At 61.6% G+C, this 15,259-nt stretch carries 19 protein-coding genes; 13 read left to right on the top strand and 6 right to left on the bottom strand.

The annotated features are described in order from the left end of the window. From ACFX5Q_RS34145 to imm45, 4 genes are all read left to right on the top strand, one after another. Positions 1–154 (top strand): RHS repeat-associated core domain-containing protein (locus ACFX5Q_RS34145; RefSeq protein ID WP_404284940.1); only part of this gene is annotated, 154 nt, incomplete at its 5' end. 68 nt (positions 155–222) lie between these two features. After that, positions 223–1,158: a transglutaminase family protein gene (locus tag ACFX5Q_RS34150; protein ID WP_404284912.1), complete on the top strand. Its 936-nt coding sequence runs from the start codon at positions 223–225 to the stop codon at positions 1,156–1,158. Between the two features lie 75 nt (positions 1,159–1,233). Continuing rightward, complete coding sequence (locus ACFX5Q_RS34155) at positions 1,234–1,995, top strand: RHS repeat-associated core domain-containing protein (RefSeq protein ID WP_404284942.1); 762 nt, start codon at positions 1,234–1,236, stop codon at positions 1,993–1,995. Positions 1,996–2,092: 97 nt separating this feature from the next. Continuing rightward, complete coding sequence (gene imm45, locus ACFX5Q_RS34160; RefSeq protein ID WP_404284944.1) at positions 2,093–2,407, top strand: Imm45 family immunity protein; 315 nt, start codon at positions 2,093–2,095, stop codon at positions 2,405–2,407. 291 nt (positions 2,408–2,698) lie between these two features. On the opposite strand, the gene ACFX5Q_RS34165 is transcribed toward imm45, so the two are convergent. Further along, positions 2,699–3,097, bottom strand: coding sequence for a hypothetical protein (locus tag ACFX5Q_RS34165; RefSeq protein ID WP_404284914.1), 399 nt, complete (start codon positions 3,095–3,097; stop codon positions 2,699–2,701). Between the two features lie 39 nt (positions 3,098–3,136). Between ACFX5Q_RS34165 and ACFX5Q_RS34170 the strand changes: the two genes are divergently transcribed. The 9 genes from ACFX5Q_RS34170 (at position 3,137) to ACFX5Q_RS34210 (ending at position 10,231) form a co-directional block, all read left to right on the top strand. After that, entirely contained in the window at positions 3,137–3,850 is a 714-nt protein-coding gene (locus ACFX5Q_RS34170; protein WP_404284915.1) for a PilN domain-containing protein, read from the top strand. A gap of 2 nt (positions 3,851–3,852) precedes the next feature. Beyond that, entirely contained in the window at positions 3,853–4,458 is a 606-nt protein-coding gene (gene gspM, locus ACFX5Q_RS34175; RefSeq protein WP_404284917.1) for a type II secretion system protein GspM, read from the top strand. Further along, positions 4,455–5,015, top strand: coding sequence for a hypothetical protein (locus ACFX5Q_RS34180; protein ID WP_404284919.1), 561 nt, complete (start codon positions 4,455–4,457; stop codon positions 5,013–5,015). Before gspM ends, ACFX5Q_RS34180 begins: the two co-directional genes overlap by 4 nt. Continuing rightward, positions 5,012–5,920: a hypothetical protein gene (locus ACFX5Q_RS34185; protein WP_404284921.1), complete on the top strand. Its 909-nt coding sequence runs from the start codon at positions 5,012–5,014 to the stop codon at positions 5,918–5,920. The genes ACFX5Q_RS34180 and ACFX5Q_RS34185 overlap by 4 nt, the downstream gene beginning before the upstream one ends. Then, positions 5,917–7,908, top strand: a complete 1,992-nt coding sequence (locus ACFX5Q_RS34190; protein WP_404284923.1) for a GspE/PulE family protein — start codon at positions 5,917–5,919, stop codon at positions 7,906–7,908. Before ACFX5Q_RS34185 ends, ACFX5Q_RS34190 begins: the two co-directional genes overlap by 4 nt. Further along, the gene (locus tag ACFX5Q_RS34195) at positions 7,823–8,767 is read left to right on the top strand and encodes a type II secretion system F family protein (protein ID WP_404284946.1); all 945 of its coding nucleotides are present in this window, start codon (positions 7,823–7,825) and stop codon (positions 8,765–8,767) included. Before ACFX5Q_RS34190 ends, ACFX5Q_RS34195 begins: the two co-directional genes overlap by 86 nt. Continuing rightward, entirely contained in the window at positions 8,764–9,231 is a 468-nt protein-coding gene (locus ACFX5Q_RS34200) for a prepilin-type N-terminal cleavage/methylation domain-containing protein (protein WP_404284925.1), read from the top strand. The genes ACFX5Q_RS34195 and ACFX5Q_RS34200 overlap by 4 nt, the downstream gene beginning before the upstream one ends. Further along, the gene (locus ACFX5Q_RS34205) at positions 9,228–9,602 is read left to right on the top strand and encodes a type II secretion system protein J (RefSeq protein ID WP_404284926.1); all 375 of its coding nucleotides are present in this window, start codon (positions 9,228–9,230) and stop codon (positions 9,600–9,602) included. Before ACFX5Q_RS34200 ends, ACFX5Q_RS34205 begins: the two co-directional genes overlap by 4 nt. 68 nt (positions 9,603–9,670) lie before the next feature. Continuing rightward, positions 9,671–10,231, top strand: a complete 561-nt coding sequence (locus ACFX5Q_RS34210) for a hypothetical protein (RefSeq protein ID WP_404284928.1) — start codon at positions 9,671–9,673, stop codon at positions 10,229–10,231. Positions 10,232–10,264: 33 nt separating this feature from the next. On the opposite strand, the gene gspG is transcribed toward ACFX5Q_RS34210, so the two are convergent. The 5 genes from gspG to ACFX5Q_RS34235 form a co-directional block, all read right to left on the bottom strand. Next, positions 10,265–10,729 carry a type II secretion system major pseudopilin GspG gene (gspG, locus tag ACFX5Q_RS34215; RefSeq protein ID WP_404284930.1) on the bottom strand — a complete coding sequence of 155 codons (465 nt, stop codon included), beginning with the start codon at positions 10,727–10,729 and terminating at the stop codon, positions 10,265–10,267. After that, positions 10,729–11,223: a prepilin peptidase gene (locus ACFX5Q_RS34220; RefSeq protein ID WP_404284932.1), complete on the bottom strand. Its 495-nt coding sequence runs from the start codon at positions 11,221–11,223 to the stop codon at positions 10,729–10,731. Before ACFX5Q_RS34220 ends, gspG begins: the two co-directional genes overlap by 1 nt. Before the next feature lie 2 nt (positions 11,224–11,225). Further along, a complete protein-coding gene (gene gspD, locus ACFX5Q_RS34225; protein ID WP_404284934.1) occupies positions 11,226–13,352 on the bottom strand; it encodes a type II secretion system secretin GspD in 2,127 nt (708 codons plus the stop codon). A 572-nt stretch (positions 13,353–13,924) separates the two neighbouring features. Then, on the bottom strand, positions 13,925–14,359 hold the full coding sequence (locus ACFX5Q_RS34230) for a hypothetical protein (RefSeq protein ID WP_404284936.1): 435 nt from the start codon (positions 14,357–14,359) through the stop codon (positions 13,925–13,927). 20 nt (positions 14,360–14,379) lie between these two features. Continuing rightward, on the bottom strand, positions 14,380–15,259 hold an 880-nt coding region (locus ACFX5Q_RS34235), incomplete at its 5' end, for an RHS repeat-associated core domain-containing protein (protein WP_404284938.1).

Genomic DNA, 15,259 nt, shown 5'->3' on the forward strand with positions numbered 1-15,259 from the left:
CCTCAACACCGGCTTCCAGACACAAAAGGGCTACATCGGCGAGCGCTTCGATCCCGAGACCGGGCTCCTCTACCTTAACGCACGGTACATGGACCCAGTGCTCGGGCGGTATGTGCCGGCGGATCAGGGCGAGGTGAAGGCGCGCGCTCCATGAGCGCCGCCTCCCGAACCGGGAAGATTGCATTTGCGCCGACGATCTGGTCAGCGATTGTGGCAGGTCTATTGCTGCTGATTGGACTCCATTCCGTAGCAGCCGAGGACGTCAGCACATCGAACCCAGCAGCCTTCGTCCGCGCGCTGATCAATGCGCCGGAAGGCGAGATGGATTTCGGTCGGGCGAAGCTGGCGGTCGATAAGTTCGACGATCCGACCATCGACGATGTCGGCGCGCAAGCCGAGATCGACAGGATGGTGGGCACCGTCCAGAAGATGCTCGCCTCGTTGCCGCCCGATGCCGCCGCGACCAGCATGGAGAAGATGAAGGCGCTGCGCACCTTCCTCTACGAGGGCGGCTGGTGGAACAATGGGCGGCCATTCGAATACGATCTGTCTGATCCCGATGGACAGAAGCCCGGCTCGCAGTCGCTGAGCAACTACCTCGCTACCCGGAAAGGCAATTGCGTCTCGATGCCGGCGCTGTTCGTCATTTTGGGACAACGGCTCGGCCTCAACGTGACGCTGTCAACGGCGCCGCTGCATGTGTTCGTAAAGTTCACCGACGATGCGACGGGCAAGGTTTGGAATCTCGAAACGACCAGCGGCGCCGGCTTCACGCGCGACATCTGGTATCGCGAGAAGCTGCCGATGACCGACGAGGCGATCGCCAACGGCGTCTATCTCAAGACGCTGTCGCGCCGGGAAGCGCTGTCCGTGCTGGCAACGCCAATTCTCGATCGTCGGCTGGAGACCGGCCGCTTTGAGGAGGCGATCGCGGTCGCCGATGTGCTGATCGATGCCTATCCGGCCAACGCCTACACGCTGGTGAAAAAGGGCACGGCCTACTACCGGCTGCTCGATGCCGAGATCATCAAGAAATATCCGAAGCAGAGCGACATTCCGGCCAACAAGGTGGCTTATGCGAATGGCCTCTACCAGGCCAACAAGCAAGCTTTTGCTAAGGCCGAGACGCTCGGCTGGCGCGAGCCGACGTTGAACTAGACAGATAGAGGATTTGGACGAGGTGGGGGAATTTATGATGTCGACGGGGTCAGAATTCTGCAGCGCATATTGGCTGTGTTGTTCGCCATTTCGATGATGATCTCCGGCACAGTCAGTGCCTTTGCGTCGGCGGCGTTTGGGCCGCATCTACGGCACCAAAGAGCGCGCTCTGATGTCGAAACAGTGCGCTTCATCTCACCTGATGATTGGGATCCGACCATGCAGGGCGTCGGCACGAACCGCTATGCCTACGGTCAGAATGATCCCGTCAATAGGAGTGATCCAAACGGCCACCTTTATGGCGAGGGCCACTACGGCGACGCCGACGGCGACGGGATCGATGACATGATCGACCGAAGGCCCTTCGTAGATAACCGCATGATAATGAGGATCGACCCGACTTTAGACGATGACAAGTTGGGAGGTCTCGGCCTCGCAATCGGCGTTGGGCTAGGACTGATGTTGTTCGGTGCAACCTCTAGCAGCAGGAGGGAAGAATTTACTCCCGAGCAACAGCGTGAAATAACCAATCGAACGATAGCGTTGACAACTCGTGGCGTTCCGCAAACGCAGGCCGAGCAACAGGCAAAAGATGAGGTCCGAGCCACAACAGCTTATTTCGAGCGGTCGATAAAGTTCATGAACGCAAATGAGCGCGTGGCGACGGTCAAGAGCACGCTTCGCGATGCGGCTCAAGATCGGGGTTGGACAAAGGACAACGATGCGTCCAAAAAGAATAAAAGGGACGTCTATAAGGACCGAGTTGGAAATTATTGGTCCGTTGATACAGAAAAAAAGGAAGATATGAGAAAACAGACAAGCGTGGAGGAAATCTAGGAGAATTTGATAAAGACTTAAACCAAACAGCACCAAGAGACCCATCAGGCAAACACGATTTGGACATATAGAAATGAATTGGGTAAAATTAAACTCAATGCAAGGCGAAGGCCCTCTCTTCCGAGGCACGCTATTTCGATTTAGAAGAATAGTTCCGCGTGAAGAAATCTTGTATTACATGCTTTTCTCGGCACTTGAAGGATCAGGCTTAGGGCTTATTCGCGAATGCGGCTATGACGCAGGAAATATACTTGTGATATTCCCTATGGAAGCGAAACTGCCAGGTAAGGGGGCTATTTCGCCAGCGTGGCTCAGTCGCCACTGGCAAGAATGGGTTGATAGTTCTACCACGGCAGACAGCGTATGGGTCCTTAAAAGGGGGGCGCTTGGAACCAGAAAAACTACCGGATGAATAGAATTGAGGAGACAGTGGACTTTTGAACTATGGTGGCAGTGCACTTTTCCCATGTTCGGCCGGCTTTTACGTGTGGATTGACTGCATGGCTCGCCTTGCCCGCATGGTCGTCCCCGGTCTGCCGCAGCACATAGCCGGTAACAGCGCGCCAAGGTGTTTTTCACGCCCGAAGACTATGCGCTCTACAAGAGCCTCCTAGTCGAGCATTGCCGGTTCGCCGATGTCGGCATCTAGGCGCGGTGCCTGGTGCCGAACCGTGCAAGCTCCAACCAATCAACAAACCTGTGGCTAATCCGCCCCCAGCGCCCTCGCTGATATCCCCGTCACACCAGCAACTGTAATCTCAATCTGAAGACCTCGGCCGAGAATCAGCCGGGTGGCGGGCGGCTGGTTGTGGCACTCAACGCGCAATTCCTGGATTTTTTCGACTGGTGGCTCGATGAGCTGCGAGGGGTTTTTGCGCAGGTTCTTTCCAGGCAAAAACAACCGTCCACCAGCGATTGGATCGTCAACATTGCCGATGACGGCATCCGTATGCGCGAGGCCGATGCGCCGGAATTCCAGTCGATTCCTTTGCCACTCGACGCAACCGTGGATGAAATCTCGGCACTGATACAGTGCGGACAGCGCAGGAAGCGGCCGCGCTTCGACATTCTGGTCCAGCCCGGTCTGTTCCTGACCCGACAACTGGCGTCGCGGCGCCTGCCGCTCCGGCAGGCGCGCACCATGGCGGAGCTCGACCTGTTGGCCTCGACGCCGCTCGACCCGGCGCAGGTGCATGTCGTCTTTACCGAGCACCCGGAGCAGGCTTGCTCCTACCATGTCGTCAAGACCAAGACGCTTGCCGCCGCGCTCGAAGCGATCCGTCGCGCCGGCGGAACGGTCGGCAGCCTGGCTCTCGCCGATGCGAACCGCGCCCGGCTCGCGGACGATCTCAGCCTGGCCACTATCTGGCCGCTGACGGCGCGCGACCGGCGCAGAAGGATAGCCTGGATCGCCGCAGGCTCGGTGCTGGCTGCCGCCGTAGTTTTCACCTATGGCCATGCGCAATGGCGTTACTGGGAGGCCAGTGCTGAGCTGGATGAGCGGATTGCCGATGCCCAGATCGTGGCCAAGGCGGCGCGCGCTTCGCTACAGAGGCGCCAGACCGGCATCGAGCAGGTGGAGAAGATCCGCGAGGAGAAGAAGACCGCCGCCTCGCTGGTGCGCGTCTGGGCGGAGCTGACGCATCTGCTTCCCGATACGGCCTGGCTGACCGACCTGTCGGCCAAGGGCGACGACCTGACGATCACCGGCTTTTCGCCGTCGGCGGCCGAACTGATTCAGCCACTCGACGCATCGCCGCTGTTTTCGGCGCCCGAATTCGCGGCGCCCGTGGTCAAGGTTCCGGGCCAGGATGGCGAGCACTTCACCATCACCGCCAAGATCGGAGCGTTCTGACGATGCTCTCCGCCATCCTCAACACGCGCCCGATGGTCCGCCGGCTGATTGCGCTTGCCATGGCGGTTTCGGCGGCTTGCATCGCCGGCTGGGTGGTGTTCCTGTTGCTGGACAGCATTGCCTCGGCCAAGGCCGGGATCATGGAAAAGCGCGAGGTGCTGGGCCAGCTGCGCAGCGTGGCGGAGCTCGCCAAACGCCTGGACAATGCGGCGGCATCCAATCCGGCGGCGACCGTCACTCCGGAATTCCTGACCGGGGAGAGCGAAGCCGTCATTCGTGGCGGCCTGCAGACACGGCTGAATGCGATCGCAGCTACGAACAGGGTGACGGTGCTGTCGGCCGGCAACGCGCCGGCGCTCAGCGAAGCCGGCGTCGACTATATCGGGCTCAGGGCAAACCTTTCGGGGCCTCTGGAAAACATCCACAACGCCATTCTCACCATCGAAACCTCGCTGCCGGTGCTGTTCATCCATGAGGCGACCTTGCGCACGACCGATACCGGGCCGGCCGCAGGCCGCAAGGGCGACCCGGAGCTGTTCGCCGAGATCCTGTTCTACGGCCCGCTGCAGGCGAAACCGGCGCCCGTTTCCGGAGCGGCGAAGCCATGAGCGGGCGGTTCGCGGCTCTTGCGATTGCGGGTGGGATCGCGGGCCTCTGTGCCGTCAACGCGTCTTTGTACAACCGGCCGGTCAATCTCGCGCCGATCGCTTCGGCCAAGGCGCGCGATGGCGCGGTGGCGACGGGTGTCTCCGGATCGCTCCAGCTTTCCAATGCCGGCGATTTCAGCGAGACCTTCGCCCGGCCGCTGTTCAGCCCGAGCCGGCGGAAATTCGTGCCCGAGCCAGTCGCGCCGCCGCCGGCGGAGGTGGCTGCCGACGCTGCCCCGCAGCCGCCCGCGCAATCGCTGCCGGAGGTTGCGCCGGCAGCCGCGCCTTCGCTCTTGGGGATCAGCATTCACGGCGGCGCGGCAAAGGCGCTGCTGCGTCAGGCGGGGAGCGATGCGACGCATTGGTACGGCAAGGACGAGACCGTCGATGACTGGAGGGTCTCGGTGATCGAAAAGGATGGCGCCGTGCTTGAGCGGAACGGCAAGGTGACGCGCATCTTGCTCTATCCGCCGGGTCCGCCAAATCAGGCTGCTCCGGCCGCGAGCGCCGCGGAATGACCGGAAATCACCATGGAGACGAAAGTGGCCGCGCCGGTTTCTCGCTGGTCGCCGTGCTGGTCTTCATGCTCATCGTCTCGGCCATCGTCGTGCCGTTCGCAGTGACGGCGAAGACAAGGCTGCTGATCGCCAGCAATGGGCTCGAGCAGGAACGGCTGTCGCTGCTTGCCGAAGGGCTGAGCAATGTGGTTTCCAGCGAATTGACCAATGGCCCGGTCGAAACGCTTGCCATGAATTCGACGCCGATGGGCTGCCAGTCCGGAGAGCTCACCTTCGAGGTGCGGATACAGGACCACAATGGCCTGATCGATCTCAATGCCGCCGATGCCGATCTGCTGGCGCTTGGTTTTGTGTCCCTCGGGTTCGACCGAGGGACCGCAGGCGACCTTGCCAAGGCAGCGCTGCGGTTCCGGGTTAATGCCAGCGCTTTCGCGGCTCAGAGCGATCCTGCGACATCCTCCGTCGGGCCGCTCGAGAGCAAGGGCGCCCCCTTCGAGTCGGTGTCGGAGCTGAAGGAATTTTCGGGGCTGGGCTCGAAGCGACTGGAGGATCTCTACGCCGTCTTCACGGTCCATTCGAAGCGCGGGACGACCAGCCTCGAGCATGCTCCAGGTCGGCTTCGCGCCTCCCTTGTCGAACCCGGGACGGGGGCGGCGACCACTCAGGTGGCGCCAATTGCTCCGGCATTCACCGTCGAGGTGACCGCGAGGCGGAACGGCTCGGCGATCGTCGGCAGATCCGGCTTCATCATCGAGATGTTTCCGGACAGCGTCGCAGGCTTTCGCCGTCTTGCAAGGAACCCCACGAACGCCGTCGACCCTGCACCGGCACGATCTTTCACCACGAACTGCGACGCGCTCTTCGGGGCCGAGGCGGCACAGGCCCTGAGGGAGTTTGCCTCATGAACGCGGCCGCCCAGGGTTCGGGAATGGAGGCGTTCCTCGCCTTCCTCGAAAACGGGAAGGTGCTGACCGCCCATGCCGCGCAGCGGGCATTGGGGGCCGCGAGGACATCGGGGCATCCCTTCGATACGGTGATGACGGAGCTCGGCCTGATCGGCGAGGTGGAACTCGCCGCCAGCCTGAGCCGCTTTCTGAACATATCGGCGGCCGTCGACATCCCCGAGGAAATCGATGCCGCGATCGTCGCGGGCGTTCCGCTCTCCTATCTGCGCGAGAACGCGATCCTGCCGCTGGAGATGGACGCACGGCATCTGGTTGTAGCGGTGGCCGATCCGTTCTCGTCGGCAACCATCGATGCGCTGGCCTTCCACTATGAACGGACGCCGGTGCTGCGGGTCCTGCCGAGGCGCAGGATCGTCGAATGCATTGAGCGGCTCGAGCAATCGGCGCTGGCGGCTGTTTCGCGCGAGGCCACCGGTGCTGAGATCCTGGATTTCGGCCCCGACGACCTCGAACGGCTGAAGGATTTTGCCCGTGAGGCGCCGATCGTGCGCTTTGTCGCCGACACCATCCACAAGGCGGTCGATGCCAGAGCCACCGACATCCATATCGAGCCGCTCGAGGACCATGTCCGCATCCGCTTCAGGCATGACGGCATGCTGTCCACCGTCGACACGGCATCGAGCGCGATGCTGTCGGGCATCTCGACCCGCATAAAAATCCTGTCGCGGCTCAACATCGCCGAGCGGCGCCTGCCGCAGGATGGCCGCATGCGGATCGCGGTGCGCGGCCGCGATGTCGACCTTCGCGTCTCGGTCATCCCGTCCATCCATGGCGAAACCATTGTGCTGCGCATCCTCGATCGCGCCGGGGGCGAGCTGAAGCTGGACAAGCTGGGTTTCGACGAGAAGGCGCAGGCCAAGATCAGGAGCATGTCGCAGTTCGCCAACGGCATCGTCCTGGTCACCGGGCCGACCGGCAGCGGCAAGACGACGACGCTCTATTCGGTCCTCGCCGAACGCTCGCGGCCGGACGTCAAGATCTTCACCGTCGAGGATCCGGTCGAATACCGCATGGCCGGGATCACGCAATTGCAAGTCAATCCGGCGATCGATCTCGACTTTGCCGCCGCACTGCGCTCTATCCTGCGGCAGGATCCCGACATCATCCTGCTTGGCGAAATCCGCGACCGCGAGACCGCGCAGGTCGCGGTGCAGGCGGCGCTGACCGGCCATCTGGTGTTTTCGACGCTGCACACCAACAGCGCGGCGGGAGCGCTGACGTGGCTTCGCGATATGGGCGTCGACGGCTATCTGCTGGGTGCGACGATCCGGGGTGTCATCGCGCAAAGATTACTTCGCCGTGTCTGCCCGGCCTGCCACGGCACGGACCCGGCCTGCCGGACCTGCAACGGGTCCGGTTACAAAGGACGCACGGTGACTTACGAAATGCTCGAGGTGTCGCCGCGTATCGCCGAGCTGATCGACCAAGGCGCCGGCGAAATGGAGATCGGCAGGCTTGCGGCGGAAGACGATCTCGTTCCGATGGCCGCCCATGCGACGGCGTTGGCGCAGGCGCGGGTGACGACGATGGACGAAGTCCGGCGCGTCATCGACCTCAACGGGGTGGCTGATGCCGGCCTTCGCCTATCGCGCCTATCTTGCCGACGGAAGCCGGGAAACCGGCGTCCTCGATGCGCCGAACAAGCAGGACGCTGCCCGCAGACTGGCGCAGCAAGGGCGCCGCTCATACCATCTGGCGCTTGTGGAAGGAGAAAAGCAGCAGCTTCGGCTGCCGGGGCGCGGTGGGCTGACCTTTACGCGGCGGGTCGATCTCAGCCGTCTTTTTTCCGAGCTTTCGGTTCTCCTGAACGCAGGCTTCACCATCGACCGTGCCTTGAGCGCGGTGATTTCGGGCGAGGCCAGCCAGGCGCGGCGGCAGCAGCTGCAGGCGGTGCTCGATCTCACCACCGGCGGCCGCCCGATCGCTGAGGCGTTCGCGAGCCTGCCGGGAATCACCTCCGACATCACCGCCTTGCTCGTCAGCGGCGAGCGCAGCGGCAAGATGGCCTTCATCTGCCAGCGCCTGGCCGAGACGTTCGAAACGACCGCAAAACGCCGCACCGCCATCGTCGAGGCGCTGACCTATCCGGCCTTTCTGCTGGTGGTGATGAGCGGCGCGCTGATCATTCTGGCGACCGTGCTGGTGCCAGCGCTCGAGCCCATCTTCGAAGGCTCTTCGGCGGCAAAACCCTTCACCATGACCATGCTGTCGGCACTCGGAACGGTCTTCAACGACTACCCGTTTGTCTTTCCGTTGGCGGCGACGATCGGCCTTTTGTTCTACCTCTTCGTTTCGCGGTCGGCCGGGGCAAAGATCATGCTTTCGCGCTGGCTGCTCAAGCTGCCGCTGTTCGGCTCGTTGGTCAAGGATGCGGTGATCGCTCGCTATCTCGAGACGCTTTCACTGCTGCTCGGCAATGGCGTAGCGATCACCGAGGCGCTTGGCCTGGCGGGCAACGTTTCCCGGCAGAACTCGTTGCGGGCAAGCTTTGCCTCGATCGAGGACGACGTCGCCAATGGCGCACGGCTTCATGCGGCAATCCTCAAGTCGGGCATTTTCGACAATGCGACCACGTCGCTGATCTCGCTCGGCGAAGACGCCAACGCGCTGCCCGTGGTGCTCGACCGCGCCGGACGGATGCGCCAGGCAGCACTGTCGCGCCGGATCGACACGGTGCTGAAGCTGCTGACGCCGGCGCTGACGATTTCACTCGGCTTCCTCGTCGGCAGCCTGGTGATTTCCGTCATGACCACCATCCTCAGCATCAACGATGTGGCGCTGAAATGACGATCGCGCCGACCATCGAAAGGGATGCAACAGCCGGCTTTACCTTGGTCGAAATGCTGGTCGTGCTGGCGATCCTGGCCATGGTCGCGGCTATAGCGGCACCGGGCATCGCCAAGAGCTATCGAACAAAGAGCCTGGAGAGTGTGGTCAGCGAGGTCACCATGCGACTGCGCCTGTCGCGCACTTTGGCGATTGCGACGGCCGGGCCGAAACGGATCGTCTTCGATCCGCGCGCTGGTGCGATTCGTTTCGATGAGCGCACCGTGCTCACCGTGCCCGACGAGTTCAAGATGACCGTGACCACGGGCCAGGAAACCGTTCTTGCTGGACGGCAGGCCACCTTGACCTTCCTTCCGGACGGCAGTGCCTCGGGCATGGACATCGACCTCAACGGGAAAGGCCAGGCGGCGCGAATCGAGGTCAATTGGCTGACCGGCCTTACGACGCGGCGCAATTTGCCATGATCCCCAAGGCGGCGTCCGCTTCCGATGAAGACGGCTTTTCGATTCTCGAAATGGTCGTCGCAATGACGATCCTGGCGCTTGTGCTCGGCATCGCCAGCCAGTCGATCGTGGTGGCCAGCCGCAGCATTGCGGCGGCCAGGGCTGAGGTCGAAGCCGCCAGGACGATGCGCGCGGTGCTGGCGGATTTCGAAGCCAATGCCGGGACGAATGCCGCGGGCGAGCTGACCCAGTCCGGCTGGCGGCTGAAGGCCCGCACGATCGAGGTGTCGAAGGCGAAACTTGCAGCCATCGTCATCGCGAAAACCAGCGGGGCGACGCCCGGCGGGCCGTTCCTGACCTTCGTACCGGTGAAGGATGCCGGCCCCAAATGAGCGGCTCTGCCAAGTCACCGGCATCGGTCGAGGGTTTTGTCCTCATCGACGTGCTGGTCGGGCTCGCCATGGTCGGCGTGATTTCTTCGCTGATGATCGTGTTCCTCGGCCAGTCCCGCACGATGATGCGCATCCAGAAGGCGACCGAGATGCAGATGGAGGTCGACGCCGCATCGCGGTTGCTTGAAACGGCGATCAGCAGCGCCGAGCCGCTGCCGCTGTCGCAGTCGTCGCCGGAAAGGGTGGTCTATCTCACCGGCGACAGCGCACGCATCGAATTCAACGCCATTCAGGCGATCGGTTTCAATTCCTCCGCCTTGCGGGAAATCGCGGTCTCGATAGGAGGCGACGCCTTGACGATTGTCCAAAAAATACGCCGCGGCGGTGAAGCCGACCCATCGAGCGCGGGCAAACCGGTGCCGCTGATCGCCGGCATGAGTGCAATAAAGTTCGAATATCTCGATAGCTCGGCGCGGCGCTTGTCGTGGTCCGCGAACTGGAACGCGCCGCGGCGTCTGCCCGCCGCAGTGCGCTTCACGCTCTCGGTGGTGAGGGATGGCGCGGCCTATTCATCCAAGGGTTTTGCCCGCCTCGACCTGGCGGATGTTCCGGCGCAACGCGCGAACTGATGGTCCCACCTCTTCCGGATGGGTCAACTCCGGTTAGTTGCTGATGTCCTGGTCCTCGCCGGCTCCGTCCGGCTTGCCGTCGCGCCCCAGGGTGCGGATGACCACGCCGCTCGCATCGGCCTTCACTTCGTAGGAGTAGGGTTTTCCCCACGGATCCTTCAGGCCGGTTGTGCCCTTGAGATAAGGTCCGTTCCAGCGCGCTTCGCCGGCAGGGGGCTCGACCAGAGCGGAGAGGCCCTCTTCGCCGGTGGGGTATTTCGCATTGTCAACGTAATAGAGTTCGAGCGCGCTTTCGATGTTGCGGATTTGCGCCTTGGCCGCGTTGGTGCGGGCCGAGCCGAGATATCGCAGAACTTGTGGAGCGGCGAGCGTGGCGATCAGCGCGATGATGGCAAGCACGACCAAAAGCTCGACCAGCGTAAAGCCACTCTCGCGGTCGTCGCGCCCAAGGTTTTCAAGCGGCTTTCCAACCGGTTGAATGAAGCGGAGATTGGTCATCAAAGCAGCCCTATATTCGAACCCGCAAATTGCTCCAGCGCCCAGGTGCAGCACAGACCCAGCGCGATGAACGGACCAAAGGGAATGCGCGCCTGCGCGGCTGCCGGCCCGGTCGCCACCACGCGCCCGCCGACGAACAGCAGGGCGCTGGCGCTGGCAATGAACAGCAGGACCGGCAGCAGCAGCGGACTGACCCAGCATGCGGCGGCGGCCAGCATCTTGACGTCGCCGAGGCCGAGGCCGATGCGGCCGGTCATGACGAAATGGCAGCGCCTGACGAGCCAGACAGCGGCAAACGTCATGGCGGCGAACAGGATTTGCTGCGGAAGGCCGTCCGCCTGGGTTGCCATCTGGTAGGCAAGTCCGACGCCGGCCAGGGCCAGATTGAGCGGGTCCGGGATGATCTGCCTCGGGAAATCGGCGATCGAAATACCCGACAGGATCGCAAGCAACGCAACCGTCGCGGCCAGCATCAGAGAGGGGTGAGCGGCCATGGTCAATACGCCAGCCTCTTCAGATCCTGCTGCAGCTTGGTGCCGCCGCGTCGTTTCTGGAGCGGCGTCTGCAATCTGATCTTGCCGCGGAATTCCTCGGTGACCTCGCGAGCTTCGGTGATGTCGCGCACGACCCGCGGGCGGATGAAGATGATCAGCTCCGTCCGTCCAACGCTGTCAGTCTTGTTCTTGAACGCATTGCCGATGATCGGGATGTCGCCGAGGATCGGCACCTGACCGCGATCGACGCTATTGTTTTCCTGAATGAGACCGCCGAGCGCCAGGCTCTCGCCATCGTTCACCAGCACGCGAGTCTGGATCTTGCGTTGCTGGATGGTGGGTGAATCGATGCCGGAGGTGGTCGTCTTCTTCACATTGCTGACCTCCTGCTGGATGTCGAGCATTACCCGGCCGGCATTGTTGATGCGCGGCGTGACTGTGAGAATGACGCCGGTGTCCTTCATTTCGACCGAATTGACGATCGGCGCACCGACGGTCCCCGTTCCCACCGCTTGCTGGGTGATAACAGGCACCTGGTCGCCGACCTGGAGGATGGCCTTCTGATTGTTGAGCGCCATGATCGTCGGCGCAGAGATGACATTGACATCGGTGATGCTGGACAGCGCATTCAGCGTCACCTGGATGTTGTCGGTCGCATAACTCCAGGCGAATCCGGGGAACGCAGCGCCCGTAAATCCGCTTGCCACGTCGGAGAGCGAAATCTCCATGCCATTGTTTTCGAAATACCAGCGCAGGCCGAACTTCAGCTCGTCGTTCAGCGTCACCTCGGCGATCACCGCCTCCAGCATGACCTGCGTCGGCAGCACGTCGAGCTTGGTCAGGATCTGCTGGATGCGCTGATAGTCGCGCCCCGTCGTCTGGATCAGCAGCGCGTTGTTCTCGACGTCGGCGACGACTTTGGCATGGGTGGGCGATTCGCCATCCTGCGTGGGCAGCGAAGGCGACGGGCCAGTCAGCGGCGCCGGCGTGACGCCGTCCGACTGCAGGGCGATCGGCGTCATGTCGGGCGATACACTCGCGCCGGCCGCTTCGCCCTCGGCCTTGACCGAGGTGCCGAGAACCGAGCTCAGCACCTGCGCCAGTTCCTTGGCCGGGCGGTTCTGGATCTGGTAGACGAAGAGCTGGTCTTCATTGGTCTCAGCCAGCTTGTCGAGCTTACTGATCCAGCTCGCTGCGCGGGCGAGATAGGTTGGGCGTGAGGTGATGACCAGCACCGAATTCAGCCGGTCGTTGGGGATGAACTGGATAAGCTTGGCACCCGGCCCCTCCTTGGTGCCGAAGATCGCATCGAGTTCTGTGGCGACCGCCTCCGGCTTGGAGGTCTTCAACGGGTGAAGTGCCACCGACATGCCGCGCATCCAGTCGACGTCGAACACCGAAACCGCTTCGCGGATGGCATCGAGGTCGCTGCTGTTGCCGGCGACGGTGATCAGGTTGCGGGTGGGATCGACCCTGAGCACCGAGCCCTGGCGGGTGATCGGCTCCAGAATAGTCTTCATTTCGTCGGCCGCGATGTACTGCAGCTGCAGCACCTGCACCTTGACGCCAGGCCCGGATGGCGAGACCGACGGCACACCGACCGGCGGCGTGCTGGCCATGATCTCGGAGAGCGGCACGACCTGGTAGGTGCCACCGCGCTTGGTGATGCCGGCGGCATTGACCGCAAGCACCGATTCCAGGATGTCGACCAGCGCATCCTGCGACACCGGCTGCGAGGTCTGCAGCGTCACCGTGCCCTGCACGCGTGGGTCGACGATGTAGTTGAGATGCAGCGCATCGCCAAGCACCGCCTTGGCCGCCTCGGCAACCGGTGCGTTGACCAGATTGAGTTCGAACTGGCCGGCGCCATTGGCGGTCACCTGGGTGACCGGGGCGGCGGACGAGACAAACTGACCCGACCCCTGATATTGCGCGCCGGAAAAGCGCTGCGCCTCGCCGGCCGCCGAAGTGAGCGTCTGGGAGCCGCCATAGCCGGCCCGCAAGGGCGAGTTTTTCGCGTGCAGGCTCTCGACGGTTTCGGTGAAAAAATCCTTGCCGGACGGGGAGGTGCATCCCGCCGTCGCCAGCAGCATGCACAACACGACGCGACTATACCGCTTTATCGACATCCCACCCGATTCCCCTGGGGGCTCAGTCTAGGGCTTCTTGGGGTGCGACGCTTGGATTGATGGGGCTATTTCGGGTCTATCCACAGGGATGGTGGCAGGCGTGGCTCTACCGGTTGGAAGCCGAGAAGGCACGGTTGCGATCGGCGTCGCCCTGCCTGGTAAAGACGCTTGGCCGATCAGATCCAGCGCACTTTGGCGCGCGCGCCGCGGGCCATCCGGGTCGGCTGGCCTCAGGATCAGGTGTACATGGTTCGGCATAGGCACCACGCCCAGATGCCGACATCGGCGACGCGGCAATGCTCGACCAGAGGGAATAGTCTTCTGGGCGTGAAAAACACTCTGGCGCGCCCGTTACCGCATTGCGTCACGTGGTGCGGCAGGCCAGGAACGACGATACGGCAGAGGCGAGCCATGTGGTCAATCCACACACAATAACAGTCGGGAGGACATGGCAAAAAGTGCACTGTCACCGTAATTCGAGAACAATGATGCGGGCAAGGTGAGCTATGCAGTCAATCTATACATAACGATGGTGGGGCGAACATGGAGGAAGGTTCAAGTGAAAGAACGCTTCATTTAGAATCATCAAACGCGAATATTACTGCCGCACCTAGGCCGTCGTCGGTCTCGCGCAATATCCGAGTTTTATCTTCTAGTGGCGTAAATCCAAATTTAGTTCCGCCGTTTTGTGTAGGAACAAGCCTTATGATGCCACCATCTTGAGTGATGTTAACGCATTTGGCCGTCTTGGCGAAGGTGCTGAATGATTTCACGCCAAGGGATTCGGCGAACTCTTTGTTCAACTTAGGCCAATCCTCCTGTCGAGGATGAGGCACGCCATCTTTAGATAGATGAAGACAGTTCAAAACAGCCGTCCTTATCTCATCCACGTCATTCTTTTGAACAACTAGGGTTGGTCGTTCCTCAATCCACAATCCCATAGTTGTCTTCGACTGACTAAAGATAAAGAGCGTCTCATTCCGTTCGTAGGCCGTTGCAGATTTCAAGCCGTTTTCCTCCGACATTGTCATGGAAATGTAGAGACACTCACACTAACACCTCGCGACGCTCCGTATCGCATAGCTTCGCTAATAGCTGCCTGCTGCGCCGCACTACCGCTATTGGGCACAGCAACCTGCAATGCCCGGTCAGATATTTGTGCCGAGTTGATTGTCCGGCCAGCGTAGGTCGCACCATTGAACGCTTTGACCTTGTCCACATATCCTTTCAGTAATTGACCTAGAGTATTAGCATTCTGGTATGTCTTCGCGTTGAGGTCTACACTCTTAATGCTAGTGACAGTGCCGCCCGCAATTTTGTCGACGACCGGGTAACTATCAGGCAAATTTTGCCCAAGCGCCTTCTCAATAGCTTTTCCCCGGGGCGCCGGACCAAGAGACCAAACGCTTTCCACTGCTTTGGGAGCGACTAAGCTCGGGGCAGCAGCAATTGTTCGTGCGCTGGATACCCAGCCAACGCTTTCAAGCACTGACATGGCGTCCATTGCCATCAGTTCGGGAGTCGTCTTGCCAACACGTTCGCGGCTCTGGCGTGAAAACTCGTCCCAATCTGGTGCTAGATTGTAAGGATCACCTTCCTCTCTCGCCTTTTTTGCCTCAGCATCTGCATGATCGGCGTTTGAAGAGTTTGTCGCATCTCGATCTTCAGATTTCGAGAACCAGTCACCGAACATATGTCCATTGGGGTCGCTCTTGTTTACCGGATCGTTTCGAGCATATGCATACCGGTTGGTGCCCACACCCGGCAGCGTCGGATCCCAGTCATCCGGTGAGATGAACCGTCCCAGCACCGGGTCCATGTATCTGGCATTGAGGTAGAGCAGTCCGGTCTCGGGATCGAAGCGCTCGCCGATGTAGCCCTTTTGTGTCTGGAAGCCGGTGTTGAGG

It is taken from the genome of Mesorhizobium sp. IMUNJ 23033, assembly GCF_044778005.1.
Classification (GTDB): Bacteria; Pseudomonadota; Alphaproteobacteria; order Rhizobiales; family Rhizobiaceae; genus Mesorhizobium; species Mesorhizobium amorphae_A.

Bases quoted from the DNA above. Each gene is read 5' to 3' on its own strand.
- ACFX5Q_RS34185 (WP_404284921.1), top strand. From the start codon at position 5,012: ATGACCGGAAATCACCATGGAGACGAAAGTGGCCGCGCCGGTTTCTCG.
- ACFX5Q_RS34220 (WP_404284932.1), bottom strand. From the start codon at position 11,223: ATGGCCGCTCACCCCTCTCTGATGCTGGCCGCGACGGTTGCGTTGCTT.
- gspG (WP_404284930.1), bottom strand. From the start codon at position 10,729: ATGACCAATCTCCGCTTCATTCAACCGGTTGGAAAGCCGCTTGAAAAC.
- ACFX5Q_RS34170 (WP_404284915.1), top strand. From the start codon at position 3,137: ATGGCGGAGCTCGACCTGTTGGCCTCGACGCCGCTCGACCCGGCGCAG.
- ACFX5Q_RS34190 (WP_404284923.1), top strand. From the start codon at position 5,917: ATGAACGCGGCCGCCCAGGGTTCGGGAATGGAGGCGTTCCTCGCCTTC.
- gspD (WP_404284934.1), bottom strand. From the start codon at position 13,352: ATGTCGATAAAGCGGTATAGTCGCGTCGTGTTGTGCATGCTGCTGGCG.
- ACFX5Q_RS34200 (WP_404284925.1), top strand. From the start codon at position 8,764: ATGACGATCGCGCCGACCATCGAAAGGGATGCAACAGCCGGCTTTACC.
- ACFX5Q_RS34180 (WP_404284919.1), top strand. From the start codon at position 4,455: ATGAGCGGGCGGTTCGCGGCTCTTGCGATTGCGGGTGGGATCGCGGGC.
- ACFX5Q_RS34205 (WP_404284926.1), top strand. From the start codon at position 9,228: ATGATCCCCAAGGCGGCGTCCGCTTCCGATGAAGACGGCTTTTCGATT.
- ACFX5Q_RS34210 (WP_404284928.1), top strand. From the start codon at position 9,671: ATGGTCGGCGTGATTTCTTCGCTGATGATCGTGTTCCTCGGCCAGTCC.
- gspM (WP_404284917.1), top strand. From the start codon at position 3,853: ATGCTCTCCGCCATCCTCAACACGCGCCCGATGGTCCGCCGGCTGATT.
- imm45 (WP_404284944.1), top strand. From the start codon at position 2,093: ATGCAAGGCGAAGGCCCTCTCTTCCGAGGCACGCTATTTCGATTTAGA.